The organism is Marinoscillum luteum (genome assembly GCF_044005705.1).
GTDB lineage: Bacteria > Bacteroidota > Bacteroidia > Cytophagales > Cyclobacteriaceae > Marinoscillum > Marinoscillum luteum.
This window is the reverse complement of record NZ_JBIPKE010000020.1, coordinates 405,921-425,217: the sequence shown is the minus strand read 5'-3', so window position 1 is coordinate 425,217 and position 19,297 is coordinate 405,921. Positions and strand designations below refer to the sequence as shown.

The 19,297-nt window shown below is 50.4% G+C and carries 17 protein-coding genes; 8 read left to right on the top strand and 9 right to left on the bottom strand.

What is annotated here, in order from left to right; all coding sequences use genetic code 11:
* Positions 1–103 precede the first annotated feature (103 nt).
* The gene (locus ACHKAR_RS19760) at positions 104–673 is read left to right on the top strand and encodes a molybdenum cofactor guanylyltransferase (RefSeq protein ID WP_395419100.1); all 570 of its coding nucleotides are present in this window, start codon (positions 104–106) and stop codon (positions 671–673) included.
* Here ACHKAR_RS19760 and ACHKAR_RS19755 read toward each other — a convergent pair.
* The 9 genes from ACHKAR_RS19755 to ACHKAR_RS19715 form a co-directional block, all read right to left on the bottom strand.
* Complete coding sequence (locus tag ACHKAR_RS19755; protein ID WP_395419099.1) at positions 651–2,057, bottom strand: rubredoxin; 1,407 nt, start codon at positions 2,055–2,057, stop codon at positions 651–653. The genes ACHKAR_RS19760 and ACHKAR_RS19755 overlap by 23 nt on opposite strands.
* 61 nt (positions 2,058–2,118) lie before the next feature.
* Positions 2,119–5,628: a molybdopterin-dependent oxidoreductase gene (locus tag ACHKAR_RS19750; protein ID WP_395419098.1), complete on the bottom strand. Its 3,510-nt coding sequence runs from the start codon at positions 5,626–5,628 to the stop codon at positions 2,119–2,121.
* A gap of 19 nt (positions 5,629–5,647) precedes the next feature.
* Entirely contained in the window at positions 5,648–7,000 is a 1,353-nt protein-coding gene (locus tag ACHKAR_RS19745) for a NarK family nitrate/nitrite MFS transporter (protein ID WP_395419097.1), read from the bottom strand.
* 181 nt (positions 7,001–7,181) lie between these two features.
* The gene (locus ACHKAR_RS19740; RefSeq protein WP_395419096.1) at positions 7,182–8,000 is read right to left on the bottom strand and encodes an ABC transporter ATP-binding protein; all 819 of its coding nucleotides are present in this window, start codon (positions 7,998–8,000) and stop codon (positions 7,182–7,184) included.
* Between the two features lie 11 nt (positions 8,001–8,011).
* On the bottom strand, positions 8,012–8,896 hold the full coding sequence (locus ACHKAR_RS19735) for an ABC transporter ATP-binding protein (RefSeq protein ID WP_395419095.1): 885 nt from the start codon (positions 8,894–8,896) through the stop codon (positions 8,012–8,014).
* 2 nt (positions 8,897–8,898) lie between these two features.
* Entirely contained in the window at positions 8,899–9,996 is a 1,098-nt protein-coding gene (locus ACHKAR_RS19730) for an ABC transporter permease (RefSeq protein WP_395419094.1), read from the bottom strand.
* Between the two features lie 122 nt (positions 9,997–10,118).
* Positions 10,119–11,507: a CmpA/NrtA family ABC transporter substrate-binding protein gene (locus ACHKAR_RS19725; RefSeq protein WP_395419093.1), complete on the bottom strand. Its 1,389-nt coding sequence runs from the start codon at positions 11,505–11,507 to the stop codon at positions 10,119–10,121.
* Positions 11,508–11,515: 8 nt separating this feature from the next.
* Positions 11,516–12,781 (bottom strand): alginate export family protein, encoded by a 1,266-nt coding sequence (locus ACHKAR_RS19720; protein WP_395419092.1) that lies wholly within the window; start codon positions 12,779–12,781, stop codon positions 11,516–11,518.
* 186 nt (positions 12,782–12,967) lie between these two features.
* Positions 12,968–13,666: a Crp/Fnr family transcriptional regulator gene (locus ACHKAR_RS19715; RefSeq protein WP_395419091.1), complete on the bottom strand. Its 699-nt coding sequence runs from the start codon at positions 13,664–13,666 to the stop codon at positions 12,968–12,970.
* A 97-nt stretch (positions 13,667–13,763) separates the two neighbouring features.
* Between ACHKAR_RS19715 and ACHKAR_RS19710 the strand changes: the two genes are divergently transcribed.
* Genes ACHKAR_RS19710 through ACHKAR_RS19680 form a run of 7 tightly spaced genes read left to right on the top strand, consistent with a single transcriptional unit; the run spans position 13,764 to position 18,988 of the window.
* A complete protein-coding gene (locus tag ACHKAR_RS19710) occupies positions 13,764–14,489 on the top strand; it encodes a sulfite exporter TauE/SafE family protein (RefSeq protein WP_255465236.1) in 726 nt (241 codons plus the stop codon).
* The gene (locus ACHKAR_RS19705; protein ID WP_395419090.1) at positions 14,489–14,725 is read left to right on the top strand and encodes a MoaD/ThiS family protein; all 237 of its coding nucleotides are present in this window, start codon (positions 14,489–14,491) and stop codon (positions 14,723–14,725) included. Before ACHKAR_RS19710 ends, ACHKAR_RS19705 begins: the two co-directional genes overlap by 1 nt.
* Positions 14,722–15,495, top strand: a complete 774-nt coding sequence (locus ACHKAR_RS19700; RefSeq protein ID WP_395419089.1) for a HesA/MoeB/ThiF family protein — start codon at positions 14,722–14,724, stop codon at positions 15,493–15,495. The genes ACHKAR_RS19705 and ACHKAR_RS19700 overlap by 4 nt, the downstream gene beginning before the upstream one ends.
* Positions 15,485–15,934 carry a molybdenum cofactor biosynthesis protein MoaE gene (locus tag ACHKAR_RS19695; protein WP_395419088.1) on the top strand — a complete coding sequence of 150 codons (450 nt, stop codon included), beginning with the start codon at positions 15,485–15,487 and terminating at the stop codon, positions 15,932–15,934. The genes ACHKAR_RS19700 and ACHKAR_RS19695 overlap by 11 nt, the downstream gene beginning before the upstream one ends.
* A gap of 26 nt (positions 15,935–15,960) precedes the next feature.
* Entirely contained in the window at positions 15,961–16,860 is a 900-nt protein-coding gene (moaCB, locus tag ACHKAR_RS19690; RefSeq protein WP_395419087.1) for a bifunctional molybdenum cofactor biosynthesis protein MoaC/MoaB, read from the top strand.
* Complete coding sequence (gene moaA / locus ACHKAR_RS19685) at positions 16,860–17,834, top strand: GTP 3',8-cyclase MoaA (protein WP_395419086.1); 975 nt, start codon at positions 16,860–16,862, stop codon at positions 17,832–17,834. The genes moaCB and moaA overlap by 1 nt, the downstream gene beginning before the upstream one ends.
* Entirely contained in the window at positions 17,834–18,988 is a 1,155-nt protein-coding gene (locus ACHKAR_RS19680; RefSeq protein WP_395419085.1) for a molybdopterin molybdotransferase MoeA, read from the top strand. Before moaA ends, ACHKAR_RS19680 begins: the two co-directional genes overlap by 1 nt.
* Positions 18,989–19,297 lie beyond the last annotated feature (309 nt).

Sequence of the window (19,297 nt, the reverse complement as noted above, 5' to 3'; positions counted from 1 at the left end):
TTTGAGGAATCAAATTTCTTCCTTTTCAGAAAAATGAGGTAAATTCATCACCAAGCTCCATTTTTTTAGAGCTCATGTGTGCCAAATAACTGCCTTTTTTGAAATGATAAAATGCCTGATACTTACCGGGGGAGAAAGCTCCCGGATGGGTGAAGAGAAATACCTGCTGGAAGACAATGGTGCTCCACAGTATCAACACCTGTATGAGATGTTAACTGCGCAGGGACTCCCCGTTTATATTTCCTGTAATGAGCGACAAGCTGAAGTGATCCCGGATACCTACAACAAATTGGTAGATGCATATGATCAGATTGGACCCATCGGTGGACTGGCTACGGCCATTGCTGAGGACGCTAAGTCCAGCTGGCTGGTGGTGGCATGTGACCTCATGGGACTAACACCTGAAGCCGTCACCGAATTGATCTCAGCCAATGCTCCGGAATATGATATCATCACCTATCAGCATCCTGAGAGTAGGTTTTATGAGACCACCCTCACCATTTACAATCCCGGAGCCTTTATTGTGCTGAAGCGTGCCATCCGCAAGGAGGTTTACAGTCTGCAGGATATTTTAAAAAAATGTGCCACCAAAGCCATTGAAGGGAGTGCCGGGTTTCTGGTGAATGTGAACACCCGGGAAGACCGGGATACTAGCCGAGGCTCATTTTTGTAAAACCTTCTTTGTTGCCGCCACACGTAGGGCAGATGTAGTCTGCTCCCACAGCTGCGAAGGGTGTACCGGGTTTGATCCCAGCTTCGGGATCTCCAAACTCACTGTCATAGACCGTCTGGCAGTGTACACATTGATAGAGCTCCTTCTGGATGTTGTCTATGATGGACTTTACTTTGGGGGAGACTGCCTTCTCCTCATCCAGGTTTTCGTAATACACCAGACTCAGCTCCAAAATGAGCGATGCCAGTACTGACTTATGTACATCTCTGGCATAGTAATGATAGTCCGTGAGGTTGGGATTGAAATTTTTGCTAAAGAGAATATTGTAACTCTCCGATACACCGCTTTCGGATTTTTCAATCACCACCGAGGTAAACAGAATGATATCGGGTGAGGTCTTGATCGTAAAGGTGAGGCCATACGTGCTGATGTCTTGTTTGTCCAGCTCGCGGATCAGATAAAATTTCAGGTCCAAAGCCTCCTGATCCAATGCAGGCAGGTGCCAGTTGAGCTCCAGGGAACTGTGGCGCAGATTCATCCCGAATTTGCCCATGAGCTTTTCCCACCCGATGCGATCCTTTTCAAAAATCCCTTTAATGACAAAAGATTTCCAGGGTGTGAGGGTCACTTTACCCACTTCCGTTTCGATGCACCGCTCCATGATGGCTTTGAGGGTAGAGATGCGGTACTTGTTGTCCCGCCAGTACAGTCCCAGCCAGTATTTTCCATCGGCCAGCCGGTTGATGCCCTCGTAATAGGGGAAATGAGGCTCAGGGAGCACCAGATTTTCGGTGACAGGCTGAGTGTTCATCTGCACGTTTTCCGTCAGAAAGGTGAATATTTCCTGATAGGTATCTGCTCGCTCATGCAGGTGCTCATTTTCAATGGCCTGTGCCACTTTTACCAGATCCTCGGTATAGACCAGCAGGGGCATTTGCCAGGGAGTATCCTGGATGCGTTTGAGGCGCAGGTATACATACCAGTAATTCTCAAGATTGGAAGCAATGAAGTTGACCTGCCCGGTGAAGAGTGGCACCAGACTTTGCGAGGGGTCTACCACATTTACCCTGAGGCGAGTGCGGTAGTTGAACCCGTTGAGGATGTAGTGATAAATATGAGAAGCCAGCCATTGCTTTCCCGGCAGGATATCCTGTGATACATAGGAACTCAGGATGTTTTGGTATTCAAAAGTATTGATTTCATACTCCGTATGGATGGACTGAAAGGTTTCATCCAAAATGGCCTTACTCTTCTCTTTGGCAGCAAAGAGAATGTCTTGTCTGGATCCAAAGTGCAGGTGGGAGGCACCCAGTTTTTCGGCTACCAGCAGGGTTTTTAGGAAATCTCCCGGCGAGATGATCCCACCCTTTACAAATATTCTCACTAAGTCTTTTACCTGCATATCTGAAATGCTAATTACCAGAAAAGATGGAACAAAGATACATTTATGTGACCGCCTCCAAAGACCGATCGATTAATCGTTTGACTTCTGATTTGCAGCTTCCGCACCCAAGACCCGCTCCGGATGCCTGGCAGAGTTTGTTGAGGGTGTCATTCCCCAAAGCAATGGATTCCAGAAGGTTTCCTTCTCCCACGTTGTTGCAGGAGCAAACCAGCTTTCCTTTCACCGGCTCTGGGGTGCCACCAGATCGCAGGAGTTGCAGGCGCTTGTCTGAGAGCTCTGTACCACTCTCGATGAGTTCTTTGTACTCAGCAAATTCGGCCTTATCGCCCATCAGGATAGTACCCACCAGCTTGTCGTTGTGAATGATGCACTTTTTGTAATAGAGTGCTTCCCGATCCAGAAAGGTGATCTCACTGTAATTTTTTCCATTGATGGGGATCTCGGGTGTGCCCACGGAGCAGAGATCCAGACTGGGGAACTTCAGGATGTTCATTGGGGTGGTGCCCGAGTAATGGTGAGACGGGTCGCCAGCCAGGTAACGGGCACAAATATCCGCCTGCTGCTCCGCTGCGGCCGTGATGCCGTTCATCCTTTGGTTGTGCTCAGCAATTTCTCCCAGCGCGAAAATCTCAGGATCACTGGACTGGAGGTAGTCATTGACCTTCACCCCACGCCCGCACTTCAGCCCTGCATCGATGGCCAACTGGGTATTAGGCCTGGTGCCTATGGCATACACCACGGCATTCATCAGGAGGCTATTGCCACTTTTGAGGGTGACTTGCAGGAGCTTGTCTTCGTTCTCGGTGATGTCCACCACCTCATCGTTGGTGAAGATGCGCACCCCCAGGTCCTGCACATATTCACGCAGCATGGCACTGGCCATAGGATCGAGCTGGCGTTCCATGAGTCTGGAGCCCAGCTGTACGATGGTTCCGCTCACCTCCATTTCTGTAAAGGCTGCTGCCAGTTCCAGCCCGAGGAGGCCCCCGCCAATCACCAGTACATTGCTGCCGGGGCAGAGTTGTTTTTTGAGGTCATCGGCATTTTCACGGTCGCGCATGGTAAAGACACCGGGTAGGTGCATAGGTGCATTGGGCGGAATAAATGCCCGGCTACCGGTGGCCATGATCAGGAGGTCATAGCTGTGCGTGTCGCCTCTGTCATCCACCAGGGTCTTGTCCTCTCTGTTGATCCGGGTGATGGGGTTGGCCGGATGCAGGTGCAGGTTGAGTGCTTCCAGTTCGGCCTCCGTGTACTTCACCAGGTCTTCCCATTTTTTGGTCTCGTTCACATAGTCGGGGAGGAGTACCCGGTTGTAAAATGGCCATTTCTCTTTGGAGAATACATGGATCTCGTCTTCCTGATTGAAGTCCCTGTAGGTATTGACAAAGCGATAGGCCGCTGCTCCGGCACCTATGACCACTATTTTCCTTCGGGGAATCAGATGGCGCAACACCTCCACAGCGGAAAACTTGAATCCGGGCTGTTTTGATTTGGGGTCTACAGCCTCACTGGTGAGGTTGTTGGCTCGGGACAGGTCGATGTTCAGTTTCTTCCCCCAGTGCATTGGCAGGAATACCACCCCTTTCTTGATGCTGGCAGTGACTTTGGCCGCCACCTGCACATCGCCCCGGTCGTTGTAGATGCGCACCGGATCTCCATCTCTGATGTCCCTGAAGTCTGCATCGTCAGGGTGTATTTCCAAAAAGGGTCGATCGATGTGCTTTTTAAGTTTGGCTACTTTCCCGGTCTTGGTCATGGTGTGCCACTGATCCCTGATCCTGCCCGTGGTGAGAATGAGCGGATAATCTTCTGAGGGTTCTTCGTGGGCCGTTTGTGCTCCGGTCCCCAGGATGTTGGCCCTTTGATCTTGTGTGAGAAACTTCCCGTTTTCGAAGAGTCTGGGGGTGCCGGGATGGTCACTTGAAGGTACCGGCCATTGGATCGATCCCGCGCGCTTCAGCTTGTGATAGGAAAGCCCTGAAACATCAATGCTGGTGCCTTTGGTGAGGCGGGTATACTCTTCATAGACCTCAGCCGGATTGTTGAAATCAAATCCATGAAAGCCCATTGCTTTCGCAAAGCGAATAAGAATTTCACTGTCAGGAAGCGCCATTCCCGGTGCGTCTACCACTTTAGCCAAATGAGAGATGCGTCGCTCGGAGTTGGTCATGGTGCCTTCCTTCTCCAGCCAGCTCGCAGCAGGTAGCAGCAGGTCGGCATATTGGGTGGTGTCACTTTTTCTGGAAATGTCCTGAACGATCACAAACTTGGCGGCTTTGAGGGCCTCATCTACCAGTCGGGCATTGGGCATACTCACCGAAGGGTTGGTGCAGATGATCCAGATGGCTTTCATCTTGCCAGACTTCAGTGATTCGAACATCTCTGTGGCCGTGAGCCCCGGTTTTTCCTGAATGGCATCTACTCCCCAGAAGTCGGCTACTTCCTTGCGGTGCGTGGGGTTGGCGAGGTTTCGATGAGCTGCCAGCAGGTTGGAGAGTCCGCCCACTTCTCTTCCGCCCATGGCGTTGGGTTGTCCGGTGAGTGAAAACGGTCCACAGCCTGGTTTTCCTATTTTTCCGGTGATGAGGCTAAGGTTGATAAGCGCCAGGTTTTGGTTGACCCCTGCAGTACTTTGGTTGAGCCCCATGGCCCACATGGTGATGAATCCTTTGGATTGGCCAATGATCCTGGCTGCCTCAATGATGGAGTCGATGGGCACCCGACACATGGCTGCATACTCCTGCAGCGACCTGGATTTGATCTCATGCGCATACGCTTCGAACCCATTGGTGTGCTTTCGGATAAATTCCTCGTCCACCATGTTTTGCTCTATGAGGTACTTGCCTATGGCATGAAAGAGGAACATGTCTGTGCCCGGCTGGACCTGCAAATGCAGGTCCGCCAAGCCACAGGAATCGGTCACCCGAGGATCTACTACAATAATTTTGACATCCGGATTGTCGGCTTTGTGTTTTTCTATCCTTCTAAAAAGGATGGGATGACACCACGCCGGATTTGCTCCGGCTATGAAGATACAATCGGATAGTTCTATGTCTTCGTAGGAGATAGGTACCGTATCGTCTCCCAAAGTTTCTTTATACCCTACTACAGCGGAGCTCATGCAAAGGCGGCTGTTCGTGTCTATGTTATTCGTGCCCAGAAAGCCCTTCACCAGCTTATTGGCCAGGTAGTACTCTTCCGTAAGGCACTGGCCGGAAACATAAAACCCGACGCTATCGGGTCCATGTTCTTTGATAAAAGTCTTGAAAACGGCCGCAGCACGACCGATGGCGGTATCCCAGCTCACTTCGGCCATGGGGTGGCGTCTGCTCCAGCGCATTTCCGGCTTCAGCAGCCGGTCACTCTGATCCATCACCGTGTAGTGAAGGTTCATTCCCTTGGAGCAAAGCATGCCTTTGTTCACAGGATGAGATTCATCCCCTTTTACCTTCAGGCGACCTTTCTTGTCCTTGGAGACCACAATGCCACACCCCACTCCACAGTAGGAGCATACGGTCTTATGTGATTCTTCCCATTTTTGTGACATGTGGATATTCTTTAGGTGATTAAATGGCTTCTGCTAATTCCGGCTGAAGGTGTTTCTCTACGGTTACTTCTTTGTTGGCTGCCGGAGCGGCTACCTCAGCCTTTTTGGTAAACCGTACCAGGAAAGACGAAAACGAAACCCCGAGGACGATAAAACCGAGTACGTAGAAGGAGTCTGTCCACTCCAGGCCTGTGAGTTGTTTTTTGAACAAAAGCATACCGGCCACAGCCCCCGCGTTGCCTCCGGCGCCTACGATGCCCGAGACCATTCCCAGCGCCTTCTTATTGATAAAGGGCACTACACTGTAGGTGGCACCTTCACTCATTTGTACAAAGAGGCTGAAGAAAATGAGCGACATGATGATGAGGGGGATGGTATCCATTCTGGAAAAAAGGATCAGGGCAAGACCTTCCATAAAGAGCGCTACGAACAGCCATTTCACCCGGCCATTGAGTCCGCCGATTTTGCCAAAGCGGTCCCCAAAATAGCCACCCAGGGATCGGGCGAAGAGATTCATCAGGCCAAATAGGCCTGCGATCAAACCGGCCGTTTTAATGTCCATGTCGAAGTAGTCTGTGAAGTACAGCGCCGCTTTGGAGTTGACGATGAGCTCTACCCCGAAGCAGGCCCCGTAGATAAGAAAGAGTACCCACACCCTGTGGTCTTTCAATACCGTACCGATCGAGGCCTTTGCCTCGCTTTTCTTTTTGCTGATGTTGGGCAGGTCTTTGTAGTTGCCCTCCGGAGTGTCCTGTGTGAAACGGTAATAAACGAGGCCCATGACGAAAAGGAGCACTCCCGGGCCGATCATGGCATACCTCCAGGCCAGGTGCTCTGCTCCTACGTAGGCCAGTACCCCTGCGAATACCACGGGCATGACCTGCTGGGTCACTCCGCCGCCCAGGTTTCCCCACCCTGCGGTGGTGGCATTGGCGGTGCCTACCACATTGGGGGCAAACATCACCGAAGTGTGAAACTGTGTGATGACAAACGCAGCGCCAATGGCTCCGATAAACATCCGCGCGATGAGGAACTGCTCATAATTTTGGGCCATTCCGATCATCATGACCGGAATGGAACCCAGGATCAGTAACCATGTATAAGTGATTCTAGGGCCTATACGGTCACATAACCAACCTATGATCAGCCGCATGAAGACCGTGGACGCCACGGCAATCATGTTAGTGTTGACGATTTGATCGGTGGTAATGCCCAGGTCATCGCGGACGATGGAGAGCATAGGTGCGATACCAAACCACCCGAAGAAACAGAGGAAAAACGCCAGCCAGGTCAGGTGAAATACCCGCATGTTGATGGTGCTGAGGTTAAATAGTTCTATTCTTTTGGCTTTTCCCGATTGAGTTGTTTCCATGCTAAAATAATTATGTAGTTCAGATGTTTTCCAAAACTACGTAATTACCTAGAATAATTAAGTAATAATACGTAAATATTTTACGTAATCTATTTGATCAAAGCAAGGAGGTTGGGAATAGGGGAGTCCTGATAGGTTGTGGAAAACCTGTCACACTCATCAACGTGCGTCATTATTACTCTCAATGATTCAAAAAATTCAGTAAATACGCCCGATAGTCGTAGTACTCCGGGTGCTCCAGTACGGCTTTGCGGTTTCTGGGTCGCTCAAAGGGGATGGTGAGTTCATCACCTATCTTGGCATAGGGCCCACTGGTCATCATGATCACCCGATCCGCCAGGAAGATGGACTCGTCCACATCGTGGGTGATGGCCACGGCCGTGATCTTTTCTTTTTGCCAGATTTCCAGCAGCACATCCTGCAGCTCTCCGCGGGTGAGGGAGTCCAGCATCCCAAAGGGCTCGTCGAGGAGAAGTACTTTAGGTTTCAGCGCAAAGGCGCGCGCGATGCCCACCCGCTGCTGCATGCCTTGAGAAAGGTCGGTAGCACGTTTGTGGAAGTCATTGCCCAGGCCCACCTTGTCCAGGTAGTACTTGCAGATTTCCTCCTTTTCGGCTCTGGAGGCTCCGGGAAAGACCTGTTTCACCCCGATCATGACGTTTTGCATGGCCGTGAGCCAGGGCAGTAGGCTGGGCGACTGGAACACTACGGCCCGGTCTGGCCCGGCATCACGCACCTGATCATGGTCTACATAGATTTTACCGCCACTAATGTCATTGAGCCCGGCGATCATGGTGAGCAGCGTGGACTTACCACAGCCGGAGTGCCCGATGATGGAGACAAACTCCTCCTGCCTGATGGAGAGCTGAAGGTCGTCCAGCACCACATAGTCGCCCTTGGGTGTGGGATATACTTTCCGAAGGTCTTCACAGACCAGCATATTGGGCTTTTCGGCGGTCTCCGGGACCAGTTCGATGGTGTCTTTAAGTTGTGCTTGCATGGCCGTGTGTTTTAGAAATATTTGACGGTTTCTTTTTTCTTTTTCTTCTTGAAAATAATCCTTCCGGGCATGGTGGGCTGCAGGTCGGGCAGGATGTACTTCTGATCGCTTACCTGCCTTCTGGTGGCACCAACTTCGATGAGGTATTCGAGGATCTCGTTTCTTAGTTTTTTGTATTCGGGATCCTTGTTGATCTCTGTGACGTCTCGCGGCCTGTCAAATGGCACATTAAACTCAGGCCCCAGCGTTGCCTTTGGCCCGGGAGTGAGCGGGATGATCCGGTCTGCCATGAGTATCCCTTCGTCCACATCATTGGTGATGAGGATGGCGGTTTTTTTGTCCTGGCTCCATATTTTGATGATCTCTTCCTGAAGGGAGCCACGCGTCAGTGCGTCCAGTGCGCTGAGTGGTTCATCCATCAGCAGAATCTCCGGGTTCATGGCCAGTGCCCGCGCCACAGATACCCGCTGGCGCATGCCGCCGGAGAGCTCAGAGGGCTTTTTGTCCCGTGCCGGAGTGAGGTTCACCATATCGATGTATTGGTCGGTATGGGCAGCCCTTTCCTTTTCGGAGAGGTGGGTGAATGCCTCATCTACAGCCAGTTTCACATTGCTATAGACCGATAGCCAGGGCAGGAGGGAGTAATTTTGAAAAATCACGCCCCGGTCGGGCCCCGGTCCGGTGATGCGCTGGTCGTGAAGGAGCACTTCCCCCTTGTCGGGAAAAAGCAGTCCGTTGATCAGGTTGATCAGGGTGGTTTTTCCACTTCCTGAAAACCCCACAATGGCCACAAACTCGCCCTCATGAACCGAAAGGTTGATGTCTGAGAGGACATCTATCTGTGAAGGCCCGCTGCCAAATGATTTAGATACATTTTTTAATTCCAGTAGTGCCATGATTATGCGATGCCTTTGTTGAAACTCATAAGATTTTGTACGCTGAGCATGATCCTGTCAAGCAGAAAACCGATCAGACCAATGATGAACATAGCCACGATGATTTTGGCGTTGGAGTCATTGGCGCCATTCTGAAACTCCTCCCAGACGAAAGACCCGAGCCCCGGACTCTGTGCCAGCAGCTCTATGGCGATGAGGACCATCCAGGCCACTGATACAGTGATGCGCAACCCCGTGAAAATCAAAGGAAGCGAGGCAGGCAGGATGATTTTGAAGATGTTTTGAGCGATGTTGAGCTTGAGTACCCGGGCTACGTTGATATAGTCCTTGTCTACAGTGGCTACCCCCATACTGGTATTGACCAGGGTGGCCCACATGGCGCAGAGGCCCACGCTGATAAAAGAGATGATAAAGGACTTATCCATGCTGGGGTCTGTAATGACCGTTTTTACAATCATAAAAACCAACAACAGCCAAACAACCGGAGACACGGGCTTGAAAATCTGGATCAGCCAGTTGAACGATGTCCGCAGGGAGTTGCTCAGGCCCATGATGATACCGATGGGCACGGCCACCAGCATGGCCAGCAGGCATCCGGCAGCCACCGTTTTCAGGCTGGTACCCACCTGATCCAGAAAGGAAGGCCGTCCGGTGTAGGTGATGGGTGCGAGGCCCTGTGCTTCCCGCTGGGCATTGGTGGCGGATACACGGGCTTTGAAGTCTGATTTTTTCTGGGCTATGGCCAAATGATCCTGCCAAAGCGCCAGGTAGGCCTGATAGACCTTGGTGGGTGAAGGGAGGGTGTTGGGCTGGCAGGACACATCCCCTGAGGCAATGCATTCCTTCATGGCCGTCGCTGCAGCTTCACCTTGCTCTTCGCGGGCTTTTTCTATGCGGACTGCCGCCTCACTGTTGTAGAGTGCCGTGGCGCCTATGTGCCAGAGGCCGATGAAAAGGATGATCGAAAACAGGGGCAGCAGTGCTTTTTTGGCAAAGAGCTTTCCATTTCTGGCGGGCTCTTCACCACTGAAGAGACGGATGAGCGGCTCCAGAAATCCGAGTCCTAAAAATCGGACGGTTTTGATTGATTTATTTTTCATTGCGTTGGTGTATGAGTGAAAAATGAGCGCTGGTGGTGAGGGCCGGACGAGCCAAGCCCTCAAGACACCAACGTCTATGTTTTTATACTTTGAGTCCACTCAGAGGAGTGGTGAGTGTTTGGTTACAGACTTTGGTCCTTGTTGCCAATGCCGAAGCTATTGATGTAGCCAATCGGGTCTTTGCCGTTGTAAGTAGTGCCATCGATGAAATCACTGGTGGCGGGCTTGTACCCGTCTGTCTCAGGAATGTCCGTTGCGGGGATTTTGCCCTCTTCGGCGAGTATCTTGGCGGCTTTCGACCAAATATCCGGGCGGTAAATGTCCTTGATGGTGCTGTGGTACCAGTCTGCGGGCTTGCTTTCCGGTATCTGCCCCCATCTTCGCATTTGAGTGAGGAACCAGATGCCGTCTGAGTAGAACGGGTACGTGGCGTTGTACCGGTAGAATACATTGAAATCCGGCATGCTGCGTTTGTCACCTTTTTCATACTCAAAGGTGCCCGTCATGGAGTTGGCTATTACCACGGAGTCTGCACCCACATAGGCTGGCATGGAAAGGATGCCAACAGCCTGAGGCCTGTTGCCGGGGGTGTCGAGCCATTTGGCTGCCCTGATGAGGGCTTTGGTGATGGCCACCGCGGTGTTTGGGTTCTCCTCCACAAACTTTTTGGTCATCACAAATACTTTCTCGGGATTGTTTTTCCAGATGTCGTAGTTGGTCACCACGGGTACCCCAATGCCTTTGAATACAGCCTGCTGGTTCCAGGGTTCACCTACACAGTATCCGTAGATGGTGCCAGCCTCCAGTGTAGCGGGCATTTGTGGGGGTGGTGTCACCGATAGCAACACATCTGCGTCTACCTGCCCCTGGATGTTGTCTGCCGTGTACAGTCCCGGGTGGATGCCCGCGGCAGCCAGCCAGTACCTGATCTCATAGTTGTGCGTAGATACCGGGAACACCATGCCCATTTTGAAAGGACGACCTGCTGTTTTGTATTCTTTCACCACCGGGGCCAGCGCATCAGCTTTGATGGGATGGATCGGCTTTCCGGATTCATCCAATGGTACATTGGGCTTCATTTTCGACCACACTTCATTGGAAACGGTGATCCCGTTGCCGTTGAGGTCCATGGAAAATGGGGTGACCAGTTCAGCCTGGCGGCCAAACCCGGCACCAGCAGCTATGGGCTGACCTGCCAGCATATGAGAGCCATCCAGCTGACCGTCTATGACCCGGTCCAGCACGTTCTTCCAGTTGGATTGTGCCTCGATGGTGACGAACAAGCCTTCATCTTCGAAATAGCCCAATTCCTTGGCGATGGCCAGAGGAGCCATGTCCGTCAGTTTAATAAAACCGAAGGTGAGCTGTGGCTTCTCGATGAGCAGGGCGGAAGCTCCTGATTCTGTTGCTGAAACTACATCAGCACTTTGATTTTTCGCGTCGCTACCCGAGCAGGACGCCATCACAGCAGCTGCGAGGAGTAGGAGTATATGATTGGTTAATTTTTTCATAAGTCTGATTATTTAGATGTGAAGAATGTAGGCTTAAAAGTGATCATGGTCCAGGCCCAGCATTGCAGTGCGCTTTTGTCACCCCCTCTGAGTGCCTCCATGGTGTCGGATGCAAACATTTGAGAGTAGCCGAGATTCCAGACCACTCCGCCTTTGAGTTTTTTGATGAACACCAGATCCACCTCGGTGCCCATGGTTTTAGAGAGTTCCTGACCTTCGGTATCCAGCTGGGTAGACCCGGTCATGAATTGATGGATGTTGGTTTTGAGTGCCCCACCAGCCACATTGAAGCTGGTCTTCAGATACAGGTCAGTGACTCCCACGGAGCCATTGGCTGGCCCCACATAGAAGTAGTCCATGTAGCCATTGTGTGCGTGGTTGGTTCCAAAGTCGGGGCTGAAAGCGGTAATGTCTGAAGACGTGTCGTCATCGTCTTTGCCTGAGATATACTCCACGCCGAAGGTCAGGGGAGTGACCGGGGTAGTGAAGGTAGCGTTGATGCCAGCCAGCAAGGCGTTCACTTTATTTTTACCCAGTTCGCCGGTCTGATAGTAGAAATCTCCTGCCAGGCTGATGCCAGCGAGCTTTTTAGAGGCTACCACACCCCAGGTTTGCTTGAAGGATACCGTGGTGTCCGGGTTTTGATAGCCGGCATTGAAAGCCAGCAGTGAGAGCGACCCATTTTCAAATCCCTTGTTGAAGTAGCCGTATTGAAAGGTCTTGTAACTGCCCCCTACACTATAGTATCCTGCGCCTGGGGCCTGAAGAAAGGCCTGCTCCGGCACGTCATCATCCTGATTGTAGGCCAGCCCGAAATGTAGCTTGGTCTTGTTTTGCTCATACATCAGCAGGAGTGCATCGTGTCTGCGGCCCTGCTGAGCCCATTCCAGTCCTCCCAGAAACCTTTGGTTGTCGTAGGAGATAATCTGGCGACCTACTTTGACAGAAAGGCTTGGGGTAAAATAGTATTGTCCCCAGGCTTCACTGAGAAAGGTTTTGCCATATTCTTCTTTGAAAATCTGAGTGGTTTCTCCCCAAATGCGGATGTCCTGAAAGGAAACTCTGAACTTGAAAGCTGAATCCGCATAGTCTAGATAGAGGCGTGAGCGCTGCTCGGTGAAAAAGGAAGCGTCTTTTGAGTCTTCGGTGAGGGTCTTAAATCCATTTCTGAATTCGGTACGTGGACGAACCTCCGCTGAGATGGTCATTTGCGCTGTGGCCTCTACGCATGATAGGGCAACAATTAGCGCGATTAGGTAGATGATTTTTTTCATGGTCTCGATTTGTTTGGCTTTAATTGCTACGTAGTTTAACTAAGTATTATTACGTATTTATTGCAAACCTAGACCCTGGTGAAATAATAATTGGTGTTGAGCAGGCAGGTTAAATCATTCTTTTATCCCATAAAAAAACCTGCCATTTGGCAGGTTATTCTCTTTAAGTGACAGAATATGTGGTCATTAGCTGTCGATAAAATAATTATGCTCCGAGATTTCTTTTCTAAGTAGTTCTACGTCTTTTATGCAAATTCCTTTGCCTGGAGTTTCTATCAGCCCGTCTTTGCGCAGGCCGGAGAGTGTCCTGATGACCTGCTCTTCGGTGGTCCCTGCAAAGTCAGAGATTTCCTTTCGTGACAGTTGTACGTTGATGATGCCTTTTGTGCGCCCAAACTTGCGTTCTACGTACAGGAGAGCATCAATTACCTTCTCCCTTACAGTCATCTGAGCAAACTTTTTCACCTTGGCTTCACTGCGGTTGAGTTCCTCGGCATAGAAGGTCATCAGGTCATAGGTGAGGGTGGGTACTTCCATGAGCATGCCTTTCATGGTTTCGGTAGAGAAGTTGCATAAAGTTGTTTTTTGAAGAGCTACGGCACTTATCTGATAAAACTGCCCGGCTCCAAACCCCCGATGACCAATGGTTTCTCCGTTTCCGGTAAACCGCACAATCTGCTCTTTTCCATTCAATCCGGTTTTGGCCACTTTTACCTTGCCTTCCCGGATGAAGTAGAGTCCGTGAACTGGAGCCCCTTCAATGATAAAATTCTGCCCTTTCTTGCATACCAGGGTCGATTTCTTCTCCATATAGCCGTGCATCTTGTCGAAGTGAGCGTTCTTTTTGATGATGCATTGTGCGTTGGTACAGCTTAAGCAATCCATAACGAGGAGTCTTTAGTGTGTAAGTAGTATTACGTAAAAATACGTAGAAATATTGAGATGATCTACATTATTCTCTCATATTACGTATAATTGCAGTGTGGACTATGGCCTGTTATTCATATTGCTATTGGTGTCTGCCCTTTATGCATCCGTAGGGCACGGAGGTGCCAGTGGGTACCTGGCCATCATGGCCTTGTATGGTTTTTCACCGGAAGTGATGAAGCCCACGGCTTTGGTGCTCAACCTCTTCGTGGCGGGTGTGTCATTCATCCACTTTTATCGGAATGGCTACTTCAAACCGGGACTATTTGGCTGGTTTGTGATTACTTCCATTCCGGCAGCTTTTATAGGCGGCATGATCGATCTGGATCCATATATCTACAGGAAAGTTCTGGGGGTGCTCCTGATATTCGCAGTGCTCAGAATGCTGGGGGTTTTTGGTAAGATGCAAAAAGAGGCTCAAAGCCCATCCAGGGTGTTGGCCATGTTGGTGGGTCTCTGCATTGGTTTCTTCTCGGGTATCATAGGTATAGGGGGCGGTATTTTGCTGAGTCCGGTGATCCTGCTCCTCGGCTGGGCCGACGTGAAACAAACAGCGGCCATTTCGGCTCTTTTCATTTGGATCAATTCACTGGCCGGACTGGCAGGTGATTACAGCAATGGGCTGCAGATCTCTGCACAGATTTTACCGTTAATTGTTGTGACAATTTGCGGTGGATTTTTGGGAAGTTACCTCGGTAGCTTTAGGTTTAATGAAGTGCGTCTGCGACAGGCGCTTTCGTTTGTGCTGGCACTGGCGTGCCTGAAATTAATATGGATGTGATGGAGATGAACCTCAAATACTTTGGCATTCTTTCGGAAATCACTGGCAGGCCTGATGAATGGCTGGAATCCCCGGCAGAGACGGTTGGTGAGTTACTGGAGGAACTGAATGAGAAATACCCGGCGATGAAACTGGTGTCATGCCAGATTTCTGTGAATCAGAAGCTCGCGGAGAGGGTATCGGTTCTGCGCGAAGGAGATGAAATAGCCATTTTACCACCATTTTCTGGCGGATGAACGAACATTACGAACGATACCAGCGACACTTTACACTCACCGAAGTAGGCGAGGAGGGGCAGGAGCGTCTCACCCGGTCAAAGGTGCTGGTGATTGGTGCCGGAGGGCTTGGCTGCCCCGTTTTGCAATACCTTGTAGGCGCTGGTGTCGGACACATAGGCATCGTGGATGGAGATCAGGTTTCCCTGAGTAACCTCCACCGCCAAACCTTATATACATCAGAAGATGTGGGCAGCGACAAGAGCACTGTAGCCGGTGCTCAGCTGGCAAAGCTCAATCCGATGGTGAAAATCAGCTCTTTTTCTGAATTCCTCAATTTGGAACTGGCTTTGAAGTTGTTTCCTGATTTTGATTTGATTATTGACGGTACGGATAATTTTGATAGCCGGTACCTCATCAATGATGCAGCGGTGATCACGGGCCGACCATTCGTTTCTGGGTCGGTATTCAGGCATGAGGGTCAGGTCTCTGTATTCAATTATCAGGAAGGCCCCACTTACAGGTGTCTTTTCCCGCAGCAGAATCGTCCCGGTTTTGGCTGTGCTGAAACGGGTGTTTTGGGTCCTGTCACCGGAGTAATTGGCTCCATCATGGCCATGGAGGCGATCAAAGTGTTACTGGATATTCCAGGTGTGCTGTCTGGCCAGCTGTTGATTTTAAATACGTTGCAATGGACATCCTCGCAGCTTTCTTTTTCCCGAAAGGAAGAACAAGTGGCTTTGGCCAAAACCCGAGTTTCTCACCTTCAATCATTTACGCATGTCAAATAAGCCTCCAAAAGAACTGCTCGTAGACGGGCCCATACCTCCTGAAAAACTGGCCACCTCTGTGGCTAATCACCAGAGCAAGACCAGCATCGGAGCACATTCGATCTTTCTGGGGCAGGTTCGTGCGGATGAGGTAGACGGTCAACGAGTGGCGGCTATTGAGTTCACGGCATACGATGATATGGCCAATGCTGTTTATACCGAAATCAGAGAGGAAGCTTTCGCTAAATATGAGCTCACCTGCGCACATGTTTATCACAGTACTGGCCTCATTGCGGTGGGAGAGTTATGCTTTTATGTGTTTACTTCTTCTCCCCGCAGAAAAGCGGCCATGGAGGCCTGCGAATATTTTGTAGAGCAGATCAAGGCCCGGGTGCCATTGTTTGGGAAGGAGATTTTTGAGGATCAGGGGCATCAGTGGAAGACGAATACAGGCGGATAAGCCTTGTAGGATTCAAAAAAATACATATGGTAGATATTACACATAAATCAAATACACTCAGAATCGCCACAGCACAGGCCATCGTGAAGGTGAGCTCGGAGGAGACCATTCGGATGATCCACGAAGGGGCCATCCCCAAAGGGAATGTATTTGAAATGTCCAGGGCGGCGGGGCTGCTCGGAGTGAAGAAAACACCCGATCTCTTGCCCGATTGTCACCCGTTGCCCATAGAGTTTACTGGCATAACGTATGAAATTTCCGGATTGGAGATCAAAATACTGATGACCGTTAAGACCATTTACAAAACGGGTGTGGAGGTGGAAGCCATGCATGGGGCGAGTATAGTGGCGCTGAATATGTATGATATGCTCAAGCCGGTAGACAAAGGGGTGGAGATCCATCACATCAAGCTGATATCCAAGAAGGGTGGAAAGTCCTCCAATCCACCTCGAACTCAAGGGATCACCGCCCAGGTGGTGGTTTGCTCAGATTCCATTTCCGCTGGTGAAAAGGAAGATCGGGGGGGGAAAGCCATTTGCGAGAAACTAGGAGGTTTTGGTCTGACGGACATCACCTACCGCGTGATCCCCGATGAGCCAGATCAAATCAGGGGGATAATAGAAGGGAATGAGGCTGCCTTGCTCATATTCACCGGAGGTACAGGGGCAGGTCCCAGAGATCAGACACCCGATACCATCGCTCCACTATTGGAAACACGCCTCAATGGTGTGGAGGAAACCATGAGGAGATACGGTCAGGAGCGAATGCCTTTTGCCATGCTCTCCAGATCCTTGGCGGGAATCAGAAAAGGGCAGGTGATATTGGCGGTGCCCGGCTCCACGGCAGGAGCTACGGAGGCCATGGATGCGGTATTCCCCGGGTTGTTTCATATCTTCCATGTATTGAAAGGAGGGGGACACGACTGATGAACATCACCGATACTTTTGGACGAAAGCATAATTACCTGCGCATCTCTGTGACGGACCGATGCAACTTGCGCTGCTTCTACTGCATGCCTGAGGAAGGGATTGAGCTTACGGAAAAGGACCACCTGATGTCTCTGGAGGAAATCATTGCCATCGCCCGGCAGTTTACAGAACTGGGGGTGGACACCATCAGGCTGACAGGTGGGGAGCCGCTCGTGCGCAAAAACTTTGCTTACCTTATCGAGGAGCTTTCAAAGCTTCCGGTCACGCTTAAGCTGACGACCAATGGGATTTTGCTGGACAAATACTTTGATCTCTTCGAAAGAATTGGCCTTAAAAAGATCAATATCAGCCTGGATTCTCTGGACCAGGCCAAGGCCCTTTATATGACCAAGCGTGATTACTTTCCGCGGATCATGGCCAATATAGAGGAAGCGCTGAAGCGTGGTTTTCAGATCAAACTGAACATTGTGTTGATCAAAGGGGTGAACGATGCGGAAATCAAAGACTTTGTAGCGCTTACCAGAGATAAAAACATCAACGTTAAGTTTATAGAGTTTATGCCCTTCAAAGGCAATCAATGGGATTGGAGCAAGGGCGTAAGCGAAGAGGAAATTTTGAAAGAAGTGAGCCGTCATTTCGGTGAGCCACAAAAGCAACAGGATCCGGCGCATAGTACTTCTTCCAATTATCAGGTGCCCGGTTTTCAGGGCTCTTTCGGGGTGGTGAGTACCATCACCAAGCCCTTTTGCGAGGGATGTAATCGGATTCGCCTGACGGCCGATGGGAAGATGAAAAATTGCCTTTTTGCGACCTCAGAAACGGATCTGCTAACCCCGCACCGTGCTCAGGCGGATTTGAAACCGCTGATCCTTGAAGCCATCAAAGGGAAGAAGTTTTCCCGGGATGGTATGGAAGTGATGGAGCAGTCGCATTATGAAGAAAACCGATCCATGATATCAATAGGCGGGTGATGGTAAGTATCGAAGAGGCTTTTGAACGCATTGCGAAGCAGCGCCCGGTCAGGGTGAAGCAGCACGTTCACCCATCGGAGGCTGTAGGTTTACATCTGGCAGATGTGGTGGTTTCCCCAATGGACATTCCTGTTTTTGACAACTCAGCGATGGATGGATATGCCCTGTGTGGGGAGTCTGATACGTACCGGATCATTGGTGAGGTGGCTGCGGGCAGTCAAAGTGAACTAACATTGGCCCCTGGACAGGCCGCGCGAATTTTTACCGGTGCCAGGGTACCGAAAGGTACCACGGCCGTGATTATGCAGGAAAAAACGCTTGTGGAGGGTCATGCACTTTCCCTTACGGAAATACCCGCCGCAGGAGCTAATGTGAGAATAAAAGGTGAAGAAATCCGCCAGGGACAGGAAGTGTTTCAGGCAGGGCACTACATCAATGCCGCGACCGTAGGCATGTTACTTTCCTTAGGAATTACCAGTGTGTCGGTTTTCGCAAGGCCACGTGTGGGTATTCTGATCACGGGGAATGAGCTGGTGACAGCCGGTGAGCAGTTGGGAGAAGGTCAGATCTATGAGAGCAACGGAGGTTCCCTCCAGGCGGCCTTGCAGCAGTTGCCTGTGGAAGTCACCGGAGTGGCCAGGGTGACAGACGATTTAGAATCCACCAGTAGTGCAATCCGTGACCTGCTTGGTGAGGTAGATATTCTCCTGATCAGTGGCGGCATCTCGGTGGGTGATTATGATTTTGTCAAGGAAGCGCTCGCCCAGAATGAAGTGGAGGAGGTATTTTATAAAGTGGATCAAAAGCCTGGAAAACCCCTCTTTTTTGGGAAAAGAAAGCACCAGTTTGTCTATGCGCTCCCTGGAAACCCTGCCTCATCCCTGACTTGCTTTTATCTTTATGTGACCCCACTTATTCATCAGTTTTTGGGTGGGGCAGCAAAGGTTCCGGAAAGGGTGGGGCTTGGTCACGATTTTGAAGTGCGGGGAGTAAGGCCTACTTTCTACCGCGCGAAAGTGGAGGAGGGGGTTGCTACCATTCTGGATAAGCAGAGTTCCTCTATGCTGCACTCTTTTGCCCTGGGCAATGGGCTCGTTTTTTTATCTCCTGGCATCCACAATAAAGGAGTTGAAATCCCCGTTTGGTACTATTGAAAGGGTTAGAAGGGATTTGAAGGGAGGAACCTGATTCTTGTTAACGGAAGGATATTGGTCGTTCATGCAGTTAAAGTTGTCATTCAACGCAACCAGACCAATTAATTACCCGGAAAACTTCAAATTTGCTTTATAAGATTTTAATCGCTCATCAATTTAGAGCTAAGGGTGAACGAAAAAATCTACATAACGTTATAGTGTTTGATAGACAAGATACTACTGACAACTAAAAGTCAAACGTTTCGAAAATATTTAAGAACAATCAGTCGCATTCGCGACGCAGATTGGTTAGGCGGTGATTAGGAGGGG